The following is a 22,674-nucleotide window of genomic DNA, read 5'->3' as shown; positions in this document are numbered from 1 at the left end:
TCCAATAATAAGGAGTCACCTGTGAATATCATGCCGTTCCTGCTGTTTGCTTTTGTTGCCTCAATCACCCCAGGACCTACCAATATTCTGGTGCTGACCAACAGCCAGCACTATGGCGTGAGGGCGACGATCCCGGCGCTGATAAGCGGCTGTGTTGCTGCCAGTGCCATTGTGCTGGTTTCGGGGGCTGGTGCGGGTGAGTTACTGAGCCAGTATCCGTTAGTGCGTCAGGTGATGAGTTGGGCAGGCGTGCTGTGGCTGACCTGGATGAGCTGGCAGCTATTCTGCGCTCCGGCGGCGAATATTGCCGGGCAGACACGCCATCGTTTTACTGCCAAAGCGGCGGCATTGTTGCAGGTGATTAACCCGAAAACGTGGATGATGGCGCTGGCGGTGGTGAGTTTGTTCGCGCCGAGCGGGGCGAATGCGCTGCGTGAAGTGGCGCTGATGGCGCTGTGGTTTTTGCTTATTTCGGTGGCGTGTCTGATGTGCTGGGCGTGGCTTGGGAAGGCGGTGAACCGCGTGTTCCGCACCACCGTGGCGATGGTGCGGTTTCAGCGGCTGATGGCGCTGTGTCTGCTGGTGTCGGCGTGGGCAGGAATGCTGGCTTAGGTCAGCGCGCCACCCTGGCGGCACTGGGCAAAGCGCAGGATATCTTCAGCCAGACGATGGGCAGTGTCGACGTCGGCCTGGCTGCGGCTGACCAGCATGCGGCTTAAGCAGCCTTCCAGCACCAGCTGCATCTGTTTGGCGACCATCGCCGGGTCATCCACTTCCAGCTGCGTCAGCAGTTCATGGCTGTACTGGTAAGCATCGCGCTTTTGCTGCTCGGCGAGCTGGTGAATCGGGTGATCCGCATCCGGGTAGAAGGTGCAGGCGGCAATAAACAGGCAGCCGGGGTAGCGATTTTTGCTGACGCAATCGGTCAGTGCGGTATAGCGAGCCAGCAGCTTTTGTTCGGGCGTGAGCTCTTCATTGAGCATTAACTGACGACGCCAGGTCTCAACCTGTTGGCTCAGGTAGCGCAATGCGTCATACAGCAGCGCTTCGCTGTCCGGCCAGAAGCGGCGCAGTTCATCTAACGGGCGGTCCACGCGCTCGGCAACCATCTCCAGCGTGGTGCTCGCAATCCCTTCTTGTTCAAGGAGCTGTAGAGCTTCTCCTAATACGTCTTCGCGTTGCACGTTCTTTTCCTCCGTTACCGACAGTTTCCCGTCTAAAAGTGTTGTCTACGGTTGGCGATCGCGCAAATGTGCGCTGAATGCGTTGGCATCCATAAAGCCGGTCACTCGTGCGTCGGGGTGTTCATTACCCTCTTTATCGAAGAAGAGGATAGTCGGTAGCCCCAGAACCTGTAAATGCTTTAGCAGCGCCACGTCTTGCGCGCTATTGGCGGTGACGTTGGCCTGCAAAAGGACGGTATTTTGCAGTGCCCGCTGAACCTGCGGGTCGCTGAAGGTGTACTTCTCAAATTCTTTGCAGGCTACGCACCAGTCGGCGTAGAGGTCAAGCATCACCGGTTTGCCGCGCGCGTTGGCGAGCGCGGTATTGAGATCCGAAACGTTGCTGATACGGGTGAAGCTCAGATGCGCCTGGCTCTGTGTTGCCGTGTGACCAAAAGCCCAGTCCTGAAGTGGACGTACACTAATCAGCGCTGCGGCTAACAGGATAATCTGCACGATTCGTTGCCACGGCTTGCTGAGTCCAAGGCTTGAGATAAACGCCCAACCAAAGAACGCCACGCCGAGCATCGACCATAACCGTAATCCCCAGACATCGCCAATAATACGTTCCAGCAGGAATACCGGGAGGGCGAGGATCACAAAGCCAAAGGCGGTTTTGACCTGCGCCATCCACGGGCCGCTTTTCGGTAGCAGGCGGTTGCCGAAGACGGTGACGATAATCAGCGGCAGCCCCATGCCTAGGGCGTAGAGGTACAGTGTCCCGCCGCCAAGCCACAAATTACCGCTCTGAGCGATATACAGCAGAATGGCGCTCAGAGGCGCGGTGGTACACGGCGAGCAGATAAGTCCGGCAATCGCCCCCATTACGAATACGCCGCCAGTGGAGCCTCCCTGTTGGCGGTTGCTCAATAAAGCGAGGCGGGTTTGCAGCGATGACGGTAGCTGGAGTGAAAAAACGCCGAACATCGACAGCGCCAGCAGGATAAACACCGCCGACAGGCCGATGAGCACGTAAGGGTGCTGGAGCGCGGCCTGGAACTGCATTCCGGCGGCGGCGACGATAAGGCCGAGCGCGGTGTAGGTCAGCGCCATGCCTTGTACGTAGATAAAGGCCAGCAGTAGTGCGCGAGCGGTGGAGAGGCGCTGTTTGCCGCCGAGGACGATGCCGGAGATCAGCGGATACATCGGCAGTACGCAGGGAGTAAAGGCGATGCCGATACCGATGAGTAAGGCCCAGAGGGCGCTAAACGGGAGATCGGCGCTGGATTCGCCCCGCACCCCGGCCCTCTCCCCGGAGGGGAGAGGGGGAGTTTGAGCCTGAGCCGCAACGGCGTTCAGCGGCACGGTTTTGGTTTCTGGCGGGTAGCAGAAGCCTGCATCAGCGCAGCCCTGATAGGTGACGGTCAGCGTGGCGCCTTGTGCGGCTTGAGTCAGAGTTACCGGTACCGTTAACTGCTGGCGATAGATTTCGCTTTTGCCGTAAAACTCGTCGTTATGCCATTCGCCTTTCGGCATTTGCAGCGGGGCGATTTGGGCATTGGCAGGCGTGATGCTGACCTGCTTGCGATACAAGTAGTAGCCGTCTTTCACCTGCCAGGTGAGGTTAACGTCGTGCTGGTTCTGCTGAAAATCAAAGGCAAAGGCCTGGTCAGCAGGGACGAAATTAGAGCGGCCGGGCGCGTCAAATAACCCGGCGAAAGCGGAAGTGCTGCACAGCAGCAGAACTAGCGTAAGGAAGCGTTGAGCCATGAGTGATAATCAACATCTGCATGAGAAACGGGAATGACGAGTAATTCGGGCGTTTGATACGGGTGGTGGGCCTTCAGACAATCGAGCAGCGCCTGCTGGTGAGCGACGTTGGTTTTTAAAATCATCTGCACTTCATACTCCTGTTCGAGTTTCCCCTCCCAGTAGTAGAGCGATGTTGCGCCGGGTAACAGCGTGGCGCAGGCTGCCAGTTTTTCAGCCAGTACTTTTGCCGCCAGATCCTGGGCGGTTGCTTCATCTGGAGCCGTACAGAGAACCACAACAGTGTCGGGAGTACTCATTGCCAACCTCGTATCGATGAAAAAAGGCACTATAGCACGCCGGGTCATCGGGGTTGAATGAATCGGGCCGCAGAGCGGCCCGACTTTAATGATTTTTACAGCGTAGGCGGTTAGAGCATCAGGCCGCCGAAGATAAAGCCTAGAATCACGCACAGGGTAATGGCGATAACACCCGGGATCAGGAAGGCGTGGTTAAACACGTATTTGCCGATGCGCGTAGAACCGGTGTCGTCCATTTCTACCGCCGCCAGCAGCGTTGGGTAGGTTGGCAGGACGAACAGCGCGGAAACCGCCGCAAAGGATGCAATGGCCGTCAGCGGGGTGACGCCCAGCATCAGTGCCGCTGGCATCAGCGCTTTGGTGGTGGCTGCCTGGGAGTAAAGCAGGGTGGCGGCAAAGAACAGCACGATTGCCAGCAGCCATGGGTAGTTTTGCAGCAGGTCACCCGCCACTGCCTGGATGTCGGCGATGTGCGCTTTAACGAAGGTATCGCCCAGCCACGCCACGCCCAGAACGCACACGCAGGCGCTCATGCCTGATTTAAAGGTGCTGGCATTCAGGATTTCGCCGGTGTCGATTTTGCAGGTGACGCAAATCAGCGTGGCGATGGTCAGCATGAACACCACAATCGCTTCGTTACGCGGCAGTACCGGGTTCTGGATAAGCCCAACGGTGTCGCTGATGGCGGTCGCGTAGAACATCACCGCCACGATGCCGATGAGGAACAGCAGCACCGAGCGTTTAGCGTGAGGCTTCAGCTTGAAGACCTGGCTGCCGCGCAGGCTGACTTCGCCTTTTGCCAGACGCTCCTGGTATACCGGATCGTCTTTTAGCTCGCAGCCGAGGAAGTTACACACCACGGAGGTAAGCAGCACGGCAATCAGGGTGACCGGAATACAGATGGAGAGCAGCGTCAGGTAGCTAACGCCCATCGGTTCCAGAATCCCCGCGAAGAACACCACCGCCGCGGAAATTGGCGAGGCGGTAATCGCAATCTGTGAGGCGACTACGGCAATCGACAGCGGACGAGAAGGGCGAATACCCTGCTCTTTGGCGACTTCGGTGATCACCGGCAGCGTAGAGAAGGCGGTGTGACCGGTGCCTGCCAGAATGGTCATAAACCAGGTGACTAAAGGCGCCAGGAAGGTGATGTATTTTGGGTGACGGCGCAGCATGCGCTCCGCCAGGCTGACCAGATAATCCATCCCGCCTGCCACCTGCATGGCGGCAATCGCGGCGATAACGGCCATGATGATTTCGATAACGTCAAAGGGTATCGCGCCCGGTTGTATCTGGAAAATCAGCGTCAATACCAGCACGCCTAAGCCGCCGGCAAAGCCGATGCCGATCCCCCCGAGTCTTGCCCCTAGATAAATGGCAAGAAGCACAATGACCAGTTCTGCTCCAAACATATTAGCCTTCCTTGTTTACCAGATTGATATGTAATTGTTGTGTTTTCGTGAATTATAGAAACAAAAAAGGCATGTCATCATGACATGCCTCGTGTATCTAGTCTGAAAGACTACTGTTCGCTTTCATCGGTATATCGCTTCGCTTTATAGGCCGGGTGCATCAGGTTTTGCGGAGAGAAGATATCATCCAGCTCCGCTTCGGTAAGCAGCCCGCGTTCCAGCACGACTTCCCGTACGCTCTTGCCGGTTTCAGCACAGATTTTGCCGACGATATCGCCGTTGTGGTGGCCGATAAACGGGTTCAGGTAGGTGACGATACCGATGGAGTTGTAGACGTAGCTTTCGCAGACCGCTTTGTTGGCGGTGATGCCGTCGACGCATTTTTCCAGCAGGTTGTAGCAGGCGTTGGTCAGGATGTGGATAGACTCAAACATCGCCTGGCCAATCACTGGCTCCATCACGTTCAGCTGCAACTGACCGGCTTCGGATGCCATGGTGACTGTCGTGTCGTTGCCAATCACTTTAAAGCAGACCTGGTTTACGACTTCTGGCACGACCGGGTTCACTTTGGCTGGCATGATAGAGGAGCCCGCCTGCAGTTCCGGCAGGTTGATTTCGTTTAAACCAGCGCGCGGGCCGGAGGAGAGCAGGCGAAGGTCATTACAGATCTTCGACATTTTCACCGCCATGCGTTTCAGCGAGCTGTGTACCATGACGTAGGCGCCGCAGTCTGAGGTGGCTTCAATCAGGTCTTCAGCCGGGACAACCGCCAGGTTACTGACTTCCGCCAGTTTCTGTACTGCCAGCTGTTGGTAGCCATCAGGGGTGTTCAGACGGGTGCCGATAGCGGTCGCGCCGAGGTTAACTTCCAGCAGCAGTTCCGCGGTGCGCAGCAGGTTTTTGGTCTCTTCGTTCAGCAATACGCTGAAGGCATGGAATTCCTGGCCCAGCGTCATCGGCACGGCATCCTGCAACTGGGTGCGACCCATTTTCAGGACATCCTGGAATTCATCCGCTTTACGCTGGAAGCCTTCGCCCAACTGGTGGATGGCATCAATCAGCTTCACGATAGAGGTATACACCGCGATGCGGAAACCGGTTGGGTAGGCATCGTTGGTGGACTGGCATTTGTTGACGTGGTCGTTCGGGTTCAGGAACTGGTATTCACCTTTCTGATGGCCCATCAGTTCGAGACCGATGTTCGCGAGCACTTCGTTGGTGTTCATGTTGACGGAGGTGCCGGCACCGCCCTGGTAAACGTCAACCGGGAACTGGTCCATGCATTTGCCGTTATTCAGGACTTCATCACATGCAGCAATGATGGCATTCGCGACGCCTTTAGGAATGGTTTGCAGCTCTTTGTTAGCCATCGCCGCCGCTTTCTTCACCATCACCATCCCACGGACGAACTCTGGGATGTCGCTGATTTTACTGTTACTAATGTAAAAGTTTTCAATCGCTCTCAGAGTATGAACGCCGTAGTAAGCGTCAGCAGGAACTTCCCTGGTACCCAACAGATCTTCTTCGATACGAATGTTGTTTAGCATGTGAACCTTCTTTTTGCGAGCTGCCAATGATTTCACCAAATACGCAGGATTTTTGTGGTCATGCGTTTTTCTGACCGCAGATTATTTCCTTAATCGGCCCGGTGTCCATGATCATATGCTGATAATAGCGGATTGCAGTTATCTGGATCACTTATTATCAGGCGAAGCACATAAGAATTATTGATTTGTGAAATGAGTCACCGCTTGACGATTGTTGACAAAAATATCAATCGGCTCTGATTGAAAAATGGTGAAAAACCACCATTTAGATCTCATGCTGCGAATGATGAATTGTCGCAGGCGCGTGATACGCGTTGTTTACCTCACAGGAGATGCCAGTGCGCTGGATACCGTTAGTTGCCATATTTCTCTATGTTTACATTGAGATCTCAATTTTTATCCAGGTCGCCCATGTGTTTGGCGTCCTGCTGACGTTAGTTTTAGTTATCTTTACTTCGGTTATCGGGATGTCTTTGGTGCGTAACCAGGGCTTCAAAAATCTGATGCTGATGCAGGAAAAGATGCAGGCGGGTGAAAGCCCAGCGGTGGAGATGGTCAAAAGCGTTTCGCTGATCCTTGCCGGTTTGCTGTTGCTGCTACCGGGGTTCTTTACCGATTTCCTCGGACTGGTGCTGCTTTTACCGCCGGTGCAAAAGCATTTGACCGTCAAGCTGATGCCTTATCTGCACTTTAATCGTATGCCGGGTGGCGGATTCGCTGGCGGGACGACGAGCGGGCAGACCTTCGATGGCGAATACCAGCGTAAGGACGAGCGCCCAGACCAGATTGACCATAAAGATGATAACCGCCCGTAATTCGTAGCACGGCCCCGGGGTAGGCATAAACGCCTCGCCCGGGCTACCGGTTGTTGTAGCCCGGCCAAGCGAAGCGCCGCCGGGATTTAAGCCGGGTGCGTATCCGGCTTAATGGTTTTGCGCTTCGGCAGCAACCACCACAGCGCCGCCAGCATCACCATGGCGTACAGACTCTTCCAGCCCACCATCGCCAGCAACAGCACACACAGCGCCACGCCGAGCATCGACAGCATCCGGAAACGTCCGGTGAGCAGCTTACAGCCTGCCAGCATGCACAGCAGATAAATCATGATAAAGATGCCGTTGGCGTAGATGATCAGCGCATCAAGATTGATGTTGAGCCAATAGCTCGCCAGCGTGCTCACCATACAACTGCCAATCACCACGCTCAGCGCATTGCGCGGCACGTGGTTTGGCGACAGCCGCGCCAGATAGCTGGCGGGTTTATATTGCGCTTGCGACCACACCAGACGGGCAAAGCTCTGAATGTAGATATTGAGGCTGGCAAAACAGGCGAGAAAACCAATGACGCTCGCCACCCACAGTGCCTTCACGCCGAACAGTTGCACCACGATGGTCGGCAGCGATGCGGCGGCAGTATTGGCCGCGCCATAGGCATGGAAACGCAGTACCAGCACCGTGCAGGCCCAGTACACCACACCTGCCAGCAGCAGGCCGATAATCAGCGCGCGGGGGAAGTCCCGCTCCGGGTGGCGAAATTCTGAGGCCATATGCGCAAACGCTTCAAGGCCGACAAAACACCAGAACATCACCGACAGCGCGGCAAACAGCTGTGAATGGTCGATCTCAGCAATCGCCGGGAAAGGAATGCCTTGAATCGCGATATCACCGTAGACCCAGATAGCCGCCAGCAGTGCGACAATCATAATGGCCACCAGCGTCTGGATATTGGCGCTGGAGCTGGCTCCGCGTGACCCCAGCCACCAGATAATGGCGAGCGTCGCCACTTCGGCCATCAGCAGTTGCCAGCCGTGCCAGCCAAACAGCGCCTGGGTGAAGCCGGAGGCGATATGCAGCGCGGCAGGCAGCCCAACGGGGATAACCGACAGGAACAGCCAGCCGGTCACACGGGCTAATCGCGGGCCAAAGGCCATCTCAACAAAATGCGCTACACCGCCCGCGCTGGGGAAATGACGCCCGAGCAGAGCGAAGACAATCGCGACAGGAAACACCAGTACAATCAAGGCCGGCCAAGCCCACAGGCTGTTATTGCCCGCCACCAATGCGCCCAACGCCGGGACAGCAAAGACGCCGGTGCCCAGTAGCGACGTCGAGAGTAATCCGATCCCCTGAGCTAAACCTAGCTCCTGTTTTAGTCCTGCCATGACCCTCGCCCATACCTTTGCAAAGAGCGCGATTTTACCATTTAGGCTCCGCCTCATTGTGCTGTAGTCAGCCTGTATTTCAGCGATTTATCGTGATTACGCCACAGGAAAAAAATTTTTTTAAGTTTCCCCCTTGAAGGGGAAGAGAACACCCCCATCTCTCAGGCACTAGTCGGAAAACCGTGTTCGGCCCGGCGTCATCCATAACTGATAATGACTTTCTCAAAGGAGAGCTATCAATGAGTATTCGTCCGCTACATGATCGTGTGATCGTCAAACGTAAAGAAGTTGAAACCAAATCTGCTGGCGGCATCGTCCTGACCGGTTCTGCGGCAGCAAAATCAACGCGTGGCGAAATCATCGCTGTCGGTAAGGGCCGCATCCTGGAAAACGGAACCGTGCAGCCGCTGGACGTTAAAGTTGGTGACATCGTGATTTTCAACGACGGCTACGGCGTGAAATCTGAGAAGATCGACAATGAAGAAGTGTTGATCATGTCTGAAAGCGACATCCTGGCAATTGTTGAAGCGTAAGTAACGCGCGAACGAATTTGAGGAATAGAAGAAATGGCAGCTAAAGACGTAAAATTTGGTAACGACGCTCGTGTGAAAATGCTGCGCGGCGTTAACGTACTGGCAGACGCAGTAAAAGTGACCCTGGGCCCTAAAGGCCGTAACGTGGTTCTGGACAAATCTTTCGGTGCACCAACCATCACTAAAGATGGCGTATCCGTAGCACGTGAAATCGAACTGGAAGACAAGTTCGAAAACATGGGCGCGCAGATGGTGAAAGAAGTTGCCTCTAAAGCGAACGACGCGGCAGGCGACGGTACCACCACCGCAACCGTACTGGCTCAGTCTATCATCGCTGAAGGCCTGAAAGCCGTTGCTGCTGGCATGAACCCAATGGATCTGAAACGTGGTATCGACAAAGCTGTCGTTGCTGCTGTTGAAGAACTGAAAGCGCTGTCCGTACCGTGCTCTGACTCTAAAGCCATTGCTCAGGTTGGTACCATCTCCGCTAACTCCGACGAAACCGTCGGTAAACTGATCGCTGAAGCGATGGATAAAGTCGGTAAAGAAGGCGTGATCACCGTTGAAGACGGTACCGGTCTGGAAGACGAACTGGACGTAGTTGAAGGTATGCAGTTCGACCGTGGCTACCTGTCCCCATACTTCATCAACAAGCCAGAAACTGGCGCTGTTGAACTGGAAAGCCCGTTCATCCTGCTGGCTGACAAGAAAATCTCCAACATCCGTGAAATGCTGCCAGTTCTGGAAGCCGTTGCGAAAGCCGGTAAACCACTGCTGATCATTGCTGAAGATGTTGAAGGCGAAGCGCTGGCGACCCTGGTGGTTAACACCATGCGTGGCATCGTGAAAGTGGCTGCGGTTAAAGCACCAGGCTTTGGCGACCGTCGTAAAGCTATGCTGCAAGACATCGCAACCCTGACTGGCGGTACCGTTATCTCTGAAGAGATCGGTATGGAGCTGGAAAAAGCGACCCTGGAAGATATGGGCCAGGCAAAACGCGTTGTGATCAACAAAGACACCACCACTATCATCGATGGTGTGGGTGAAGAAGCTGCGATTCAGGGCCGTGTTGCTCAGATCCGTAAACAGATTGAAGAAGCAACTTCTGACTACGACCGTGAAAAACTGCAGGAACGCGTAGCGAAACTGGCTGGCGGCGTTGCAGTAATCAAAGTCGGTGCTGCTACCGAAGTTGAAATGAAAGAGAAAAAAGCACGCGTTGACGATGCCCTGCACGCGACCCGTGCTGCGGTAGAAGAAGGTGTGGTAGCTGGTGGTGGTGTTGCGCTGATTCGCGTAGCGTCTAAACTGAGCAACCTGCGTGGCCAGAACGAAGATCAGAACGTGGGTATCAAAGTTGCGCTGCGCGCAATGGAAGCTCCACTGCGTCAGATCGTTCTGAACTGCGGCGAAGAACCTTCTGTAGTAGCTAACACCGTGAAAGCGGGCGACGGCAACTACGGATACAACGCAGCAACCGAAGAATACGGCAACATGATCGACATGGGTATCCTGGACCCAACTAAAGTGACCCGTTCTGCTCTGCAGTACGCCGCTTCTGTTGCTGGCCTGATGATCACCACCGAGTGCATGGTGACCGACCTGCCTAAAGGCGATGCTCCTGACTTAGGTGCTGCTGGTATGGGCGGCATGGGTGGTATGGGCGGCATGATGTAATCGTGCGCTATACCCCATAGCCTAAAGAAACCCCCGAACAGAAATGTTCGGGGGTTTTGCTTTTTAGCGGCAATTACTCAAAAGTTCCTTTCACAATAGCCTTATTGTCGCGCACCATCTGCCGGCCTTTAGCCCAGACTTCACGGATATTCAGCTCCTCATCCAGTACCAGAAAATCAGCATCACAGCCTGGCGCCAGCTGCCCTTTATGGGCAAACCCGAGAAACTCAGCCACATTGCGGGTCAGCGGAAGTAGCGCCTCTTCCAGCGGCAGATGATGCTCAATCACTAGCTGTTGCAACGTGTTAAGCAGCGATTCAAATCCCGCTACGCCGATCCCCGTCAGATTACCGTTAGCATCGAAATGCGGCTGGCTACCGTTGCCATCGGAACTCAGCGTCACTCGCGATAACGGCACGTTGCCTTCGCGGGCCATCATAATGGCGCGGGCAGGGTCGATAGGTGCGTCAATACTGCTGGTGATGTCGATGTAGCCGCCTTCACGGGCAAAGCGCAGGGCTGCCATGAACAGTGACTCGGCGCGGTTAACATGCGTGGGGAGGAGTTTCGTGATGGGCACATCGCTGCGTCTTAGAATTTCATAGATGGGCTCCAGTTCGCGCGAGCTACTGCCCATATGAAACACAGACACCCCAGCTTTCGCCCCGAGCAGCCCCGCGACGCGTGACTGTGCCGCCATATTCGCTAGCTGGGCTGTGTCGGGCGCAGAAGAGCGGTGATCGGAGATGGCGCATTTCACGCCGATAATTTTATCGATAAAGGCGATGTCTTTTTCGATGCTACCGGTAATGGTCGGCGACGGCAGCCCATAGGCACCGGTCAGCATCCAGGCGCTTATCCCTTCGTGCTCGAGGGCGCGGGTTTTGGCCAGCAGTGACTCAGGATGGCGGGTGATGCCATCGGTGCCGAGCAGGCCCACCACCGAGGTGATTCCGGCGGTCACAAGCTTTGATAACTGCACTTCCGGTGTCCGCGTGTGCGGCCCCGCCTCACCTCCACCGCCAATCAAATGCACATGCTGATCGAAAAAGCCTGGGCAAACGGTCGCGCCATCAAGCGAACTCACCTGACAACCCGGCAGCGTAATGTCGACTCCCGCCGGTTCATAGGCGATTATCTTTCCCCCCGCGACCAGAAGATCGCAGATTCCCTGGTCTTCTGGCGTATAGAGATGTGCATCGCGAAATAAACGCGGCTCCAGCAAAGATACGTTCATCATGATTCCTTAGAAAAGTAGCTGCATCACCCAAAGAGAGAGCAGGGCGTTGACGACGCAGATGACGATAATGTGTGGATAATATTTTGGGTTTACCCCCGCGGTGCCAAGGCAACGGCCGGTGTTCTGTACCGGATTCCCCATCAGATAAATGGCAGGCAGGAGCACGGTGGCATCGTGGTCGCTAATCGTGCCAGCGACCACCAGGCTTGCGCAAACGCCGACGCCACCGCCCATGCTCATCACTGAGGCGAGTAACACCGTCGCGGCAACGCCCGGTAATCCCCATAGCGCCATAATGGGTTCGCAGACTTTTCCCACGATATCCAAAAGCCCGGTAACTTTGAGCGCCTGAATAATGACAAACGCCATGACAACGTTTGGCAAAAGGCTGGTGGTGGCGATGGTAAATCCGCGGCGAGCGCCATCGATAAAGAGGTCCATGATGTTTTTACGCGGCAGAGTTGTCATTGCTGGCCTCCTTATGGCTGCGTTTTTCAAGCTGGGTAATCCACAGGCGTAAAAGATTAGCGCCGATAAATTTAAACAGGAGAATGACGACCAGCGGGGTGATGACCGGTACGGTAAGAACCGCAAACAGCGCAGCGCCAGAGGAAAAATAGTTGGTGATGATAGCGCTACCGCTGGTCTGGAATGTGGCAAAAATGGCGCGTTCCTGGTCGCTAATTGCTCCCTCATCGGCCAGTTCCTTTGTCATCCCTGCGGCGGCATCGGTGTTTTGCAGGTTGGCGATGAGCGCCAGTGAGCAAATACCCGGAATGCCCAGCAGAGGACGCAGTATTGGCGTCATCAACTGCTGCGCCGCGCGTAGGCCTCCCAGCCCTTCGGTGACGGAAATAATACCGAGTGACAAAATGACGGATGGCGCTAGCTCAAGGGCGAACAAGAAGCCATCTTTTGCCCCCGTCCCACCCACGCCGCGAAAAGAGAGGGCTTTTTCGCCTACGGCGTTAACCTGACCAAAGCTGCCATTCAGCACCGTAAAATCGAAAACACGCCACCATTGTGTGCTGTTAGCGAAGCAGCCTGAGAAAAAAATAATGGTAAGTACAAAAACGAAATAACCTACCCATGTCACCTTTTCCTCTGTTCCCGAGGATGTTTTGCTCATGTTGTGTCCTTATTGTTGAGTGCGCGGTACGGAAACGGTGTACCGGGTAACACTAAAAACCATAAGGTGCCAAAAGACGACATTTTGAGCGTATTATCGGAATACATTTAGGGGCGTTCGGTTCAAGGCGATGATCTGCCATATTCATTGCAGAAATGCATGAGGATTTTTCTTTTGTTCATCTTTTTAGTATAAGGTTTAAACGCGGACGACATGCGTCCAGCTTATTGATTATGGGGAACAACATGCAGGTGAAATATTTAGCAGGGATTGTCGGCGCGGCGTTGCTGTTAGCAGGCTGTAGCTCTTCAACGGAGCTGACCGCTGGCGGCCAGAATGTTCGCTTTGTGGAAGATAAGCCGGGCGCGGAGTGTCAGTTGGTGGGCGCGGCAACCGGTAAACAGGGTAACTGGCTTTCAGGCCAGCAGGGCGCTGAAGGCGGCTCGATGCGTAGCGCGGCAAACGCATTGCGTAACCATGCGGCTGAACTGGGCGGAAACGTGATTTACGGTGTGAGCAGCCCAACGCAAGGCATGTTGTCCAGCTTCATTCCTACCGATAGCGAAATGAACGGCCAGGTTTATAAGTGCCCGAATTGATTTTTATGTAGCCCCCGGCGTTTTACCGGGGGCTGCAAATCAGGCTTTGGCTTTTTCAGCGTTTTGTTGCAGTTGATAGAGCGCTTGCATACAGGCATCAGCGCTAAACGTTTTGTTCTTATCGGAAGAGAGCGCTCTCACCAGCACCTGGCTTGGCATGTTTGCTAGCTTGTTCAGTCGCGGGCTGACGTCCAGCAGGCGGCGAGAAATACCCTCCACTTCTTTAGTCCCAGGCTTACTGCGCGTTTTAATCACCGTCCCACAAAACTGCACTTTGCTGTCAGCATCTGTGTAGCGATAAAGCACCGCCAGATGATGCACAAACAAGTTACGCTTCCAGGCTGGGTGGTCATAAGAGTCGTATTCAAGATTGCCACCGTCGCGGTAGTCCACGTCGTACAGGGGTAAGAAATCAAGAATTGATGACATGCGTACGGCAAGTTCGCGCATATCGGCGTTGTTGATGGCGTGGATCATGACGGTAATCAGCAGCTCAATCTGGAGCAGATCAACCGTCAGCTCAACGGTTTTACCTGATTGCAAATTCAGTGCAAAGGTCATGGTGTTCGCATCGTGTTGCAATAGCGCAAGGGTATTGACCCGCATATTCACATCCGCGTGTTCCAGCTCTTCGCGTGAAATAGTGGGGATGTTTTGATGCATTTTCTGCACGGCTTTATCGCGCAATTTTTCATAGTGGCTACGGTCGTCTGCGCTGAGCGTTGGGATCTGCGAAATACGAAATTCCAGTGCGATAAGCAGGTCTTTCAGCACCAGTGTAGGAAGGAAGAAAAGCAACTCTTTGCTACGTGGGGCTTTGATTTTCAGCGCCAGAGCAATGAAATTTTTATCCTGGCGGATAACGCCCGCATTAATACCCATGATAGTGATAGCCAAACGGTTCTCCTTAACCATTTTTGAGTTAAATGAAATTATTTAACTTATTGATCTGGTTTATTTTTATGGCAGTATTGAGAGAGTTAAAATAGCACAGGTCACTATGAAGTCCAGAGAATATATACAGGCCGAAGCCTGTATAGAGAGAGGGGCTTAACGTTGGCGTAGATTGAGATCCAGTGGCGTTTTACTTGGCTCTCCGCCAATTTCGCGCGCCAGTTTTGGCACCATATAGCCTGAGACTAGCGTTAAGAGTTCACGCACGATTTCGCGCGCTTCTTCATCACTGACAAGGAAGTGCGCCGCACCTTGAACTTTGTCCAGCACGTGCAGGTAATAAGGCATCACTCCCGCATCAAACAGCGCGTTGCTAAGGTTTGCCAGGGTTTGCGCATTATCATTCACGCCGCGCAACAGTACGCTTTGGTTAAGCAGCGTGACACCCGCTTTGCGCAGGTTGGTCATGGCAGCGCAAAATGCGCCGTCAATTTCATTGGCGTGGTTGATATGGTTCACCAGCAGAATTTGCAGCGATGAACGTGCGAAGCGGGCGACCAGCGTATCGGTGATGCGTGCGGGAATCACAATCGGCAAGCGGCTGTGAATGCGCAGGCGCTTGATATGCGGGATGGCCTCTAGCTGGCTGACAAGCCAGTCCAGTTCATGATCTTTTGCCATCAACGGATCGCCGCCGGAGAAGATAATTTCGTCCAGTTCCGGATGCGCGCTTATGTAGTCCAGCGCTGCCTGCCAGTTGCGTTTATTGCCCTGATTGTCGGCATACGGGAAGTGACGACGGAAGCAATAACGGCAGTTGACTGCACAGCCCCCTTTGACCAACAACAGTGCGCGATTTCGGTACTTATGCAGCAGACCGGGTACCACGCTGTGCTGTTCTTCCAGCGGGTCGGTGGAAAAACCGGGCGCGGCAATAAACTCCTCTTGCGAGGTCAGTACCTGGCGCAAAAGCGGATCGTTGGGATTGCCTTTTTCCATTCGCGCGATAAATGCACGTGGAACACGCAGGGCGAAAAGGCGCTTCGCGTCTCGTCCTGCGAGCAAATTTTCATCAGCGTCTATATTCAGAAGACGTAATAGTTCATCCGGATCGGTGAGAACATCGGCAAGTTGCATCAACCAATCTTCTCTGGATGGGGTATTTAGGGTTACAATATGCGCCATTTTGTGGCTTAGCTACCATTTAACAATTTCAGAGGGCCTTATGGCGACTTACTATAGCAACGATTTTCGTGCTGGTCTTAAAATCATGATGGACGGCGAACCGTACGCGGTTGAAGCCAGTGAATTCGTTAAGCCGGGTAAAGGTCAGGCATTCGCACGCGTTAAACTGCGTCGTCTGTTGACCGGTACTCGTGTTGAGAAAACCTTCAAGTCTACCGACTCTGCTGAAGGTGCAGATGTTGCCGATATGAACCTGACCTTCCTGTACAGCGACGGTGAGTTCTGGCACTTCATGAACAACGAAACCTTCGAGCAGCTGGCTGCCGATGAGAAAGCGGTTGGTGATAACGCGAAATGGCTGCTGGATCAGGCTGAGTGCATCGTGACCCTGTGGAACGGTCAGCCTATCTCCGTGACCCCACCGAACTTCGTTGAACTGGAAATCGTTGAAACCGATCCTGGTCTGAAAGGTGATACCGCAGGTACCGGCGGTAAACCAGCAACGCTGAGCACCGGCGCTGTCGTTAAAGTGCCACTGTTCGTACAGATTGGCGAAGTGATCAAAGTCGATACTCGCTCTGGCGAATACGTCTCACGCGTCAAGTAATGCGATTAGACGCAGCAACGTTGTTGTTGCGTCGATCTCTTGCGGGCATGGATGATGAAACCGACCGTTAAACTTTTTCTGCTGCTGTTTCTGAGCGGCGCACTGCTGACCGGCTGCAACACCGCGCGTGGCGTGGGTGAAGATATTCAGAGTCTGGGTCACGCTATTTCCCACGCCGTGAGTTAATTCCTTTCTTCCTAAAAAACGCTGAGATCCCAACATCCTGAGTGAAGTTGTCTATGCTTATAGAGCTAGATAACAAAAACTCACGCAAAGGATATTATTATGGTGAAAAAAGCGATCGCATCACTTTTTACAGTTCTGGTACTTTCCTCTGTTTTAACCGCCTGTAATACCACACGTGGTGTGGGACAGGATATTTCGGATGGTGGCAGTGCGATTTCTGGCGCGGCAACTAAAGCCCAGCAATAAAGATATATGACGGTACGGCGTAACGTTGTACCGTCGTTTTTCCTGCCTTATACTACTGCGACTTTTCACAAAACCTTACGGGACGACCTGTAAGCGTATCGCATCCGGGGACGGCCCCATTTAATGGAGCCTTATATGCCTTGGTTAATTCTCTTTGTTGCTGGTCTTCTCGAAGTCGTCTGGGCCGTTGGCCTTAAATATACCCATGGTTTTAGCCGTCTGGTTCCCAGCGTGATTACCGTTGTGGCGATGGTCGTTAGCATGGCAATGCTGTCATGGGCGATGAAAAGTCTGCCCGTTGGAACGGCCTATGCGGTGTGGACGGGGATTGGTGCGGTCGGGGCGGCGATAACCGGTATTTTGCTGTTAGGTGAGTCCGCAAGCCCAATGCGTATTGCCAGCCTGGCGCTTATCGTTCTGGGCATTATTGGTTTGAAAATCAGCGCACATTAATATTGACCGGGCGGTGGAGACACTGCCCGGCAAGCCGTTATGGCAGCGCGCTCAGAATGCGGTAAGCCGCTTCAACACGGGCAGGGTTGGGATAGCTCTTGTTGGCGAGCATCACGATGCCAAGATCCTTTTCAGGGATAAACGCCACGTAGCTACCGAACCCGCCGGTAGAACCGGTTTTATGTACCCACGATGCTTTGACCGGTGGCGCAGGCGGATTCACTTCTTTCACCGGTAACGCCGCCAGTGCGACCTTGTTATCACTACCGTTGACTACCGTTTTGGCGTCGACCGGCCAGTTAAGCATCTCCCAGCCAAGTCCCTGATACATAGAGCCGATGCGCCAGTAGCGAGACTGCGCCAGGGTGATACCTTGCTTCAAAGACGCATCCTGGACGCTGTCCGGCGTCATGTTCGCTATCACCCAGCTCGCCATATCTTCGACGTTCGTTTTCACGCCATAGGCTTGTGCATCCAGCATGCCTGGCGAAACGTGGACGGCCTTACCGTCGCGATAGCCCCAGGCGTAGTGCTGGGTTTCTTGTGGTGGAACGTTTATCCACGTATGGGCTAATTTGAGTGGTTTAAAGACGCGTTCGGTCATCGCTTGCTCAAAGCTCATGCCGGACGGTTTGACGGCCAGCGCACCAAACAGACCAATACTGGCATTGGCATAAAGACGCGTGCTGCCGGGGTGATACTGCGGCTGCCAGGTCTGGTAGAAGTGCAGCAAGGATGCGTTATCGGTGACGTCATCGGGTACCTGTAGCGGCAGGCCGCCTGCGGTATAGGTCGCCAGATCCAGTAGGCTAATACATTGCCACTGTTTGCCGGTCAATTCAGGCCAGTACTTTGTCGCTTTATCGCTAAGGGAAATCTCACCGCGAGCAACGGCATCGCCGCCCAGCACGCCGGTGAAGGTTTTGCTAATAGAACCCAGTTCGAACAGCGTTTGCGGGGTCACCGGTTTATTGGCGGCGATATCGGCTTTGCCGAAGGTAAAGTAGTGCGGTTTGCCCTGGTAAATGACCGCGACAGCCATGCCCGGAACGGCCTGCGCTTTCATCAGCGGCGTAATGGTACGTTCCACGACGTCAGCCAGCTGTTTTTCAGACATTGGCGCGGCAAACGTGGTGCAAGAGACGCCGAGCAGCAGGGCGCAGCAAAGGGATTTTTTCATCATCAATTATCTTCCATAATCACAGATCAAGAGTATGTCCGGGCCCTTCAGACGAGCGTAGTTTGTGGGATTTGACTAGGCCTGACAAACGGTTAAATTTAGCATGAGCTGTTAATTTTTCTAACGGATGGGTCTATGACGCGCAGCTATATCCCCCTGAATTCGCTTCGGGCTTTCGAAGCCGCCGCCAGGCATCTGAATTTTACGCATGCCGCTATTGAGCTGAATGTGACCCATTCGGCTATTAGTCAGCATGTGAAGGCGCTGGAGCAGCATTTGAATTGCCAGCTTTTTGTGCGGGTGTCCCGCGGCCTGATGTTGACCACTGAAGGCGAAAATCTCCTGCCCGTCCTGAACGATTCTTTTGATCGTATCGCCGGGATGCTCGATCGCTTTGCCAGTAATCGCGCTCAGGAGAAGCTGAAGGTGGGCGTCGTTGGCACGTTTGCGACCGGCTTCCTATTCTCACAGCTTGAGGATTTTCATCGCCGTTACCCGCATATTGATCTACAACTGTCGACGCATAATAACCGTGTCGATCCTGCGGCCGAGGGGCTGGATTTTACCCTTCGTTACGGCGGCGGAGCCTGGCATGGCACCGATGCAATGTTCCTGTGCCCTGCGCCATTGGCACCGCTATGCTCGCCAGAGATTGCCGCTAATCTGCATTCGCCAGCCGATATGTTGAAATTCACTCTTCTGCGTTCCTACCGGCGCGATGAATGGACGGCGTGGATGCAGGCCGCGGGTGAGTTGCCGCCGTCGCCGACACATCGGGTGATGGTATTTGATTCGTCGGTCACCATGCTAGAAGCTGCACAGGCAGGCGCAGGGATCGCTATTGCACCCGTTGAGATGTTTACCCACTTGCTCAATAGCGAGCGTATTGTTCAGCCGTTTACAACACAGATTGATTTGGGGAGTTACTGGCTTACCCGGCTTCAGTCACGTGCAGAAACGCCCGCCATGGGTGAGTTTGCGCAGTGGCTGGTGGGGAAGATGCGAAAATAACAGGCCCGCCGGATGGCGGGCCTGTGGACTTAAATGGTGACCACGGCAATCAATGTGACCACGGTCAGGATGGTGGCCAGACCGTAGAACACCCACTTGCCGCTTGGCACGTGGATTTTCAGGTCGTGCATCGCATGGTGAATACGGTGCAGGCCGCACCACAGCGGCAGGACAATCATCAGGAAGATGAAGACGCGGCCAATGAAGCTGCTGGCAAAGGCCAGCACGCGCTCATAGCTCAGTGCGTCGCCCGGGAACAGCCCCAGCGGCAGTAAAATACCGACCAGTAGAATAATTACCGGCGCAATGATGGCGCTCCACATACCGCCTGCGCCAAACAGTCCCCAGAAGACCGGCTCGTCAGAACGTTTTGGATTTGGATTGATCACAATAGTCTCCTTACCAGAACAGTGCGACAAACAGAATGACCACAGTGACGAGAGCCGTCACCGTCCATAGCCCTTTAATCACCGGCTCTGGCCCCATTTTCTCGCCTTTTACGATGATGTTCGCGGCTTTCGGCGCCAGTTCAAACCAGGTTTTGGTATGAAGCAACGCCGCTGCGAGCACAATCAGGTTCAGGATAACGATAATGGGATTTTGCAGGAAGCCGACAAAATTAGCCCAGGTTTCAGGGCCGTGTTTGAGGGCGAAAATCCCATACATCAGTTCAAGGCTGAACCAGACCGCCGGTACCGCCGTGCCTTCACGCAGCATATAGAAGCGATAAAACGGCAGATTTTTCCACCAGGTGGACGGCATCGGCCGTACATAGGGTTTGCGTTTAGTCGTCATCATGCACTCCTTAGCGTGGTTTCAGGGTGGCGATAAGAAAGTCTTTCGAGCTTTCCACTTTGCCCTGCTGAATGGCGGCGGCCGGGTCGACGTGTTTCGGGCACACTTCGGAGCAGTAACCGACAAAGGTGCAGGTCCAGACGCCATTCTGGCCGTTAAGCTGCGCCATACGTTCTTTCTTACCGTGATCGCGGCTGTCTTCGTTGTAGCGGTGCGCAAGCGTTATGGCCGCAGGACCAATGAACTCAGGATTCAGGCCAAACTGTGGGCAGGCCGCATAGCACAGACCGCAGTTGATGCAGCCGGAGAACTGATGGTATTTCGCCATCTGCGCCGGGGTCTGCGTGTTCGGGCCCTGATCCGGCGTGCGTGGGTTGCCGATGATGTACGGTTTAATCGCTTCCAGACTCTCGATAAAGTGGGTCATATCGACCACCAGATCGCGTTCAATCGGGAAGTTAGCCAGCGCTTCAACCTTGAGACCTTTGGTGTATTCGCGTAGGAAGGTCTTACAGGCTAGTTTTGGCACCTTGTTAACCATCATGCCGCAGGAACCACAGATCGCCATACGGCAGGACCAGCGGTAGCTTAAATCCGGTGCCAGGTTGTCTTTGATGTAGCCCAGCGCGTCGAGCAGTGAAGTCTGCTCATCGTAAGGCACTTCATAAAAGGCGCTATGCGGTGCACTGTCCACTTCCGGGTTGTAGCGCACAATCTCAATTTTGATATTTTGCATCTCAGCCATTGGCCTTCTCCTTCTTCTCGGCCGCTTCTGCTTCGCCGCCGTACATGCGTTTCGCCGGTGGCAGAGTGGTGATTTTTACATCGCTATAGTTGAGGCGGGTGGTGCCGTCGGCATCGCGGAAGGCGAGGGTATGCTTGAGGAAGTTTACGTCATCACGTTCGGTACAGCCTTCATCCAGACGCTGATGTGCGCCGCGCGACTCTTTACGCGCCATTGCAGAGTGTGCCATACATTCGGCAACGTTTAGCCCGTGGCCCAGCTCGATGGTGTAGAGCAGGTCAGTGTTGAACACGCTGGAAGTATCGGTCACGCGCACGCGCTTGAAACGCTCTTGCAGCTCGGCCAGTTTATCGATGGTTTTCTGCATCAGTTCCGGCGTACGGTAAATCCCACAGCCTTCTTCCATCGACAGACCCATTTCGTCGCGGATCTTCGACCAGTTTTCGTTGCCTTCCTGGTTCATGACGGCCTTCAGGCGGTTTTCGATGTCGCTGACCTGCGCGTCCAGCGCGCTGCCGTTCGCTTCTCCCGCTGTTGCAGCACGCGCCATCGCCTGCTCGCCGGCCATGCGGCCAAACACCACCAGTTCTGCTAATGAGTTGGAACCCAGACGGTTTGCGCCATGCAGCCCGACGGAAGAACATTCGCCGACGGCAAACAGCCCTTTAATGCGGGTTTCGCAGTGCTGATCGGTTTCGATGCCGCCCATGGTGTAGTGCGCGGTTGGACGCACAGGAATCGGCTCTTTCACCGGATCGACACCGACGTAGGCTTTCGCCAGTTCGCAGATAAACGGCAGACGTTCCAGCAGCTTTTTCTCACCGAGATGGCGCAGGTCGAGGTAAACCACATCGCCGCGCGGGGTCGGTACGGTGTTGCCTTTACGCCATTCGTGCCAGAAGGCCTGGGAGACTTTGTCGCGCGGACCCAGCTCCATATATTTGTTTTTCGGCTCGCCGAGCGGTGTTTCCGGCCCCATGCCGTAATCCTGCAAATAGCGATAGCCATTTTTGTTGACCAGGATACCGCCTTCACCACGACAGCCTTCAGTCATCAGGATGCCCGAACCCGGCAGACCGGTCGGGTGATACTGAACAAATTCCATATCACGCAGCGGCACGCCGTGGCTCAGCGCCATGCCCATACCATCGCCGGTGACGATGCCACCGTTGGTGTTGTAGCGATACACGCGGCCTGCGCCGCCGGTCGCCATCACCACCGCGTTGGCGCGAATTTGCACCAGTGAGCCTTCCATCATATTCATCGCCACCAGGCCACGGGCCTGACCGTCATCGACCAGAATGTCGAGGACGAAGTGTTCATCAAAACGTTGGATTTGCGGGAATTGAAGGGAGGTCTGGAACAGAGTATGCAGCATGTGGAAGCCGGTTTTATCGGCGGCGAACCACGTACGCTCGATTTTCATGCCGCCGAAACGTCGGACGTTGACGCTACCGTCTGGGCGACGACTCCACGGGCAACCCCACTGTTCGAGCTGGGTCATCTCCGTTGGGCAATGGTGGACGAAGTAATCGACGACATCCTGTTCGCAAAGCCAGTCGCCACCGGCGACGGTGTCGTGAAAATGGTATTCGAAGCTATCATGGTCCTGTGCGACGGCGGCGGAGCCACCTTCAGCGGCAACCGTGTGGCTGCGCATAGGATAAACTTTAGAGATCAACGCGATTTTGGCTTTCGGGTTGGCCTGGGCCGCTGCGATAGCAGCACGTAATCCAGCGCCACCAGCGCCTATAATGGCAAGATCGGCTTGAAAGGTTTGCACGACATTCCTCCAGATTTTTGTTATTTCACAACAAGCTACGCGGGGGATATCAGGTAGCC

The 22,674-nt window shown here is 54.5% G+C and carries 26 protein-coding genes; 10 read left to right on the top strand and 16 right to left on the bottom strand.

Features of this window, described 5'->3' with window-relative positions:
* The first annotated feature begins 21 nt into the window (after positions 1-21).
* Positions 22-612 carry a LysE family translocator gene (locus U0026_RS20675; RefSeq protein ID WP_062775953.1) on the top strand — a complete coding sequence of 197 codons (591 nt, stop codon included), beginning with the start codon at positions 22-24 and terminating at the stop codon, positions 610-612.
* On the opposite strand, the gene U0026_RS20670 is transcribed toward U0026_RS20675, so the two are convergent.
* From U0026_RS20670 to aspA, 5 genes are all read right to left on the bottom strand, one after another.
* Positions 609-1,184, bottom strand: coding sequence for a transcriptional regulator (locus U0026_RS20670; protein WP_062775955.1), 576 nt, complete (start codon positions 1,182-1,184; stop codon positions 609-611). The genes U0026_RS20675 and U0026_RS20670 overlap by 4 nt on opposite strands.
* A gap of 45 nt (positions 1,185-1,229) precedes the next feature.
* Complete coding sequence (locus tag U0026_RS20665) at positions 1,230-2,933, bottom strand: protein-disulfide reductase DsbD (protein WP_062775957.1); 1,704 nt, start codon at positions 2,931-2,933, stop codon at positions 1,230-1,232.
* Positions 2,909-3,232, bottom strand: a complete 324-nt coding sequence (gene cutA / locus U0026_RS20660) for a divalent cation tolerance protein CutA (protein WP_062775959.1) — start codon at positions 3,230-3,232, stop codon at positions 2,909-2,911. The genes U0026_RS20665 and cutA overlap by 25 nt, the downstream gene beginning before the upstream one ends.
* Positions 3,233-3,342: 110 nt before the next feature.
* On the bottom strand, positions 3,343-4,644 hold the full coding sequence (locus U0026_RS20655; RefSeq protein ID WP_062775961.1) for an anaerobic C4-dicarboxylate transporter: 1,302 nt from the start codon (positions 4,642-4,644) through the stop codon (positions 3,343-3,345).
* A gap of 110 nt (positions 4,645-4,754) precedes the next feature.
* Positions 4,755-6,191, bottom strand: coding sequence for an aspartate ammonia-lyase (gene aspA, locus U0026_RS20650; RefSeq protein WP_062775963.1), 1,437 nt, complete (start codon positions 6,189-6,191; stop codon positions 4,755-4,757).
* Positions 6,192-6,529: 338 nt separating this feature from the next.
* On the opposite strand from aspA, the gene U0026_RS20645 reads away from it, so the two are divergent.
* Positions 6,530-7,006 carry an FxsA family protein gene (locus U0026_RS20645; protein ID WP_062775965.1) on the top strand — a complete coding sequence of 159 codons (477 nt, stop codon included), beginning with the start codon at positions 6,530-6,532 and terminating at the stop codon, positions 7,004-7,006.
* Positions 7,007-7,092: 86 nt separating this feature from the next.
* Here U0026_RS20645 and yjeH read toward each other — a convergent pair whose 3' ends face one another.
* Positions 7,093-8,352, bottom strand: a complete 1,260-nt coding sequence (yjeH, locus tag U0026_RS20640) for an L-methionine/branched-chain amino acid transporter (protein ID WP_062775967.1) — start codon at positions 8,350-8,352, stop codon at positions 7,093-7,095.
* A gap of 239 nt (positions 8,353-8,591) precedes the next feature.
* Between yjeH and U0026_RS20635 the strand changes: the two genes are divergently transcribed.
* A complete protein-coding gene (locus tag U0026_RS20635) occupies positions 8,592-8,885 on the top strand; it encodes a co-chaperone GroES (protein ID WP_003855929.1) in 294 nt (97 codons plus the stop codon).
* A 33-nt stretch (positions 8,886-8,918) separates the two neighbouring features.
* Positions 8,919-10,562, top strand: a complete 1,644-nt coding sequence (gene groL / locus U0026_RS20630; protein ID WP_062775968.1) for a chaperonin GroEL — start codon at positions 8,919-8,921, stop codon at positions 10,560-10,562.
* A 73-nt stretch (positions 10,563-10,635) separates the two neighbouring features.
* Here the strand turns inward: groL and iadA are convergent, their stop codons facing one another.
* Genes iadA through U0026_RS20615 form a run of 3 tightly spaced genes read right to left on the bottom strand, consistent with a single transcriptional unit; the run spans position 10,636 to position 12,931 of the window.
* A complete protein-coding gene (iadA, locus tag U0026_RS20625) occupies positions 10,636-11,799 on the bottom strand; it encodes a beta-aspartyl-peptidase (protein WP_062775970.1) in 1,164 nt (387 codons plus the stop codon).
* A gap of 9 nt (positions 11,800-11,808) precedes the next feature.
* A complete protein-coding gene (locus U0026_RS20620) occupies positions 11,809-12,270 on the bottom strand; it encodes a YjiG family protein (protein WP_062775972.1) in 462 nt (153 codons plus the stop codon).
* The gene (locus U0026_RS20615) at positions 12,251-12,931 is read right to left on the bottom strand and encodes a nucleoside recognition domain-containing protein (protein ID WP_062775974.1); all 681 of its coding nucleotides are present in this window, start codon (positions 12,929-12,931) and stop codon (positions 12,251-12,253) included. The genes U0026_RS20620 and U0026_RS20615 overlap by 20 nt, the downstream gene beginning before the upstream one ends.
* A 245-nt stretch (positions 12,932-13,176) precedes the next feature.
* Here U0026_RS20615 and U0026_RS20610 point away from each other — a divergent pair, with 245 nt between their 5' ends.
* Positions 13,177-13,530: a DUF4156 domain-containing protein gene (locus tag U0026_RS20610; RefSeq protein ID WP_062775976.1), complete on the top strand. Its 354-nt coding sequence runs from the start codon at positions 13,177-13,179 to the stop codon at positions 13,528-13,530.
* Between the two features lie 39 nt (positions 13,531-13,569).
* Here the strand turns inward: U0026_RS20610 and yjeJ are convergent, their stop codons facing one another.
* Both yjeJ and epmB read right to left on the bottom strand, forming a co-directional pair.
* Positions 13,570-14,427, bottom strand: coding sequence for a YjeJ family protein (yjeJ, locus tag U0026_RS20605; RefSeq protein WP_062775977.1), 858 nt, complete (start codon positions 14,425-14,427; stop codon positions 13,570-13,572).
* A 153-nt stretch (positions 14,428-14,580) separates the two neighbouring features.
* Entirely contained in the window at positions 14,581-15,609 is a 1,029-nt protein-coding gene (epmB, locus tag U0026_RS20600; protein WP_062775979.1) for an EF-P beta-lysylation protein EpmB, read from the bottom strand.
* Positions 15,610-15,649: 40 nt separating this feature from the next.
* Here epmB and efp point away from each other — a divergent pair, with 40 nt between their 5' ends.
* The 4 genes from efp (at position 15,650) to sugE (ending at position 17,101) form a co-directional block, all read left to right on the top strand.
* Positions 15,650-16,216, top strand: coding sequence for an elongation factor P (gene efp, locus U0026_RS20595; protein ID WP_062775981.1), 567 nt, complete (start codon positions 15,650-15,652; stop codon positions 16,214-16,216).
* A 54-nt stretch (positions 16,217-16,270) separates the two neighbouring features.
* Positions 16,271-16,402: an entericidin A/B family lipoprotein gene (locus tag U0026_RS20590; RefSeq protein WP_062775983.1), complete on the top strand. Its 132-nt coding sequence runs from the start codon at positions 16,271-16,273 to the stop codon at positions 16,400-16,402.
* Positions 16,403-16,501: 99 nt separating this feature from the next.
* Positions 16,502-16,648 (top strand): lipoprotein toxin entericidin B, encoded by a 147-nt coding sequence (ecnB, locus tag U0026_RS20585; RefSeq protein WP_062775985.1) that lies wholly within the window; start codon positions 16,502-16,504, stop codon positions 16,646-16,648.
* Positions 16,649-16,783: 135 nt separating this feature from the next.
* Positions 16,784-17,101 carry a quaternary ammonium compound efflux SMR transporter SugE gene (gene sugE / locus U0026_RS20580; RefSeq protein ID WP_062775987.1) on the top strand — a complete coding sequence of 106 codons (318 nt, stop codon included), beginning with the start codon at positions 16,784-16,786 and terminating at the stop codon, positions 17,099-17,101.
* Positions 17,102-17,138: 37 nt separating this feature from the next.
* Here sugE and blaACT read toward each other — a convergent pair whose 3' ends face one another.
* A complete protein-coding gene (blaACT, locus tag U0026_RS20575) occupies positions 17,139-18,284 on the bottom strand; it encodes an ACT family cephalosporin-hydrolyzing class C beta-lactamase (protein WP_062775989.1) in 1,146 nt (381 codons plus the stop codon).
* 132 nt (positions 18,285-18,416) lie between these two features.
* Here blaACT and ampR point away from each other — a divergent pair, with 132 nt between their 5' ends.
* Positions 18,417-19,292, top strand: coding sequence for a LysR family transcriptional regulator AmpR (gene ampR, locus U0026_RS20570; protein WP_062775991.1), 876 nt, complete (start codon positions 18,417-18,419; stop codon positions 19,290-19,292).
* 29 nt (positions 19,293-19,321) lie between these two features.
* Here the strand turns inward: ampR and frdD are convergent, their stop codons facing one another.
* Genes frdD through frdA form a run of 4 tightly spaced genes read right to left on the bottom strand, consistent with a single transcriptional unit; the run spans position 19,322 to position 22,615 of the window.
* On the bottom strand, positions 19,322-19,681 hold the full coding sequence (gene frdD / locus U0026_RS20565; protein WP_062775993.1) for a fumarate reductase subunit FrdD: 360 nt from the start codon (positions 19,679-19,681) through the stop codon (positions 19,322-19,324).
* A gap of 10 nt (positions 19,682-19,691) precedes the next feature.
* Positions 19,692-20,087 (bottom strand): fumarate reductase subunit FrdC, encoded by a 396-nt coding sequence (gene frdC, locus U0026_RS20560; RefSeq protein ID WP_062775996.1) that lies wholly within the window; start codon positions 20,085-20,087, stop codon positions 19,692-19,694.
* A gap of 10 nt (positions 20,088-20,097) precedes the next feature.
* The gene (locus U0026_RS20555; protein WP_062775997.1) at positions 20,098-20,832 is read right to left on the bottom strand and encodes a succinate dehydrogenase/fumarate reductase iron-sulfur subunit; all 735 of its coding nucleotides are present in this window, start codon (positions 20,830-20,832) and stop codon (positions 20,098-20,100) included.
* Positions 20,825-22,615, bottom strand: a complete 1,791-nt coding sequence (gene frdA / locus U0026_RS20550; RefSeq protein ID WP_062775999.1) for a fumarate reductase (quinol) flavoprotein subunit — start codon at positions 22,613-22,615, stop codon at positions 20,825-20,827. Before frdA ends, U0026_RS20555 begins: the two co-directional genes overlap by 8 nt.
* Positions 22,616-22,674: the final 59 nt, after the last annotated feature.

Origin of the sequence: Kluyvera intermedia, assembly GCF_034424175.1 — a bacterium.
GTDB classification, from domain to species: Bacteria; Pseudomonadota; Gammaproteobacteria; order Enterobacterales; family Enterobacteriaceae; genus Kluyvera; species Kluyvera intermedia.
The sequence above is the reverse complement of the archived record's forward strand: the minus strand, read 5'-3'. Positions and strand labels throughout refer to the sequence as shown.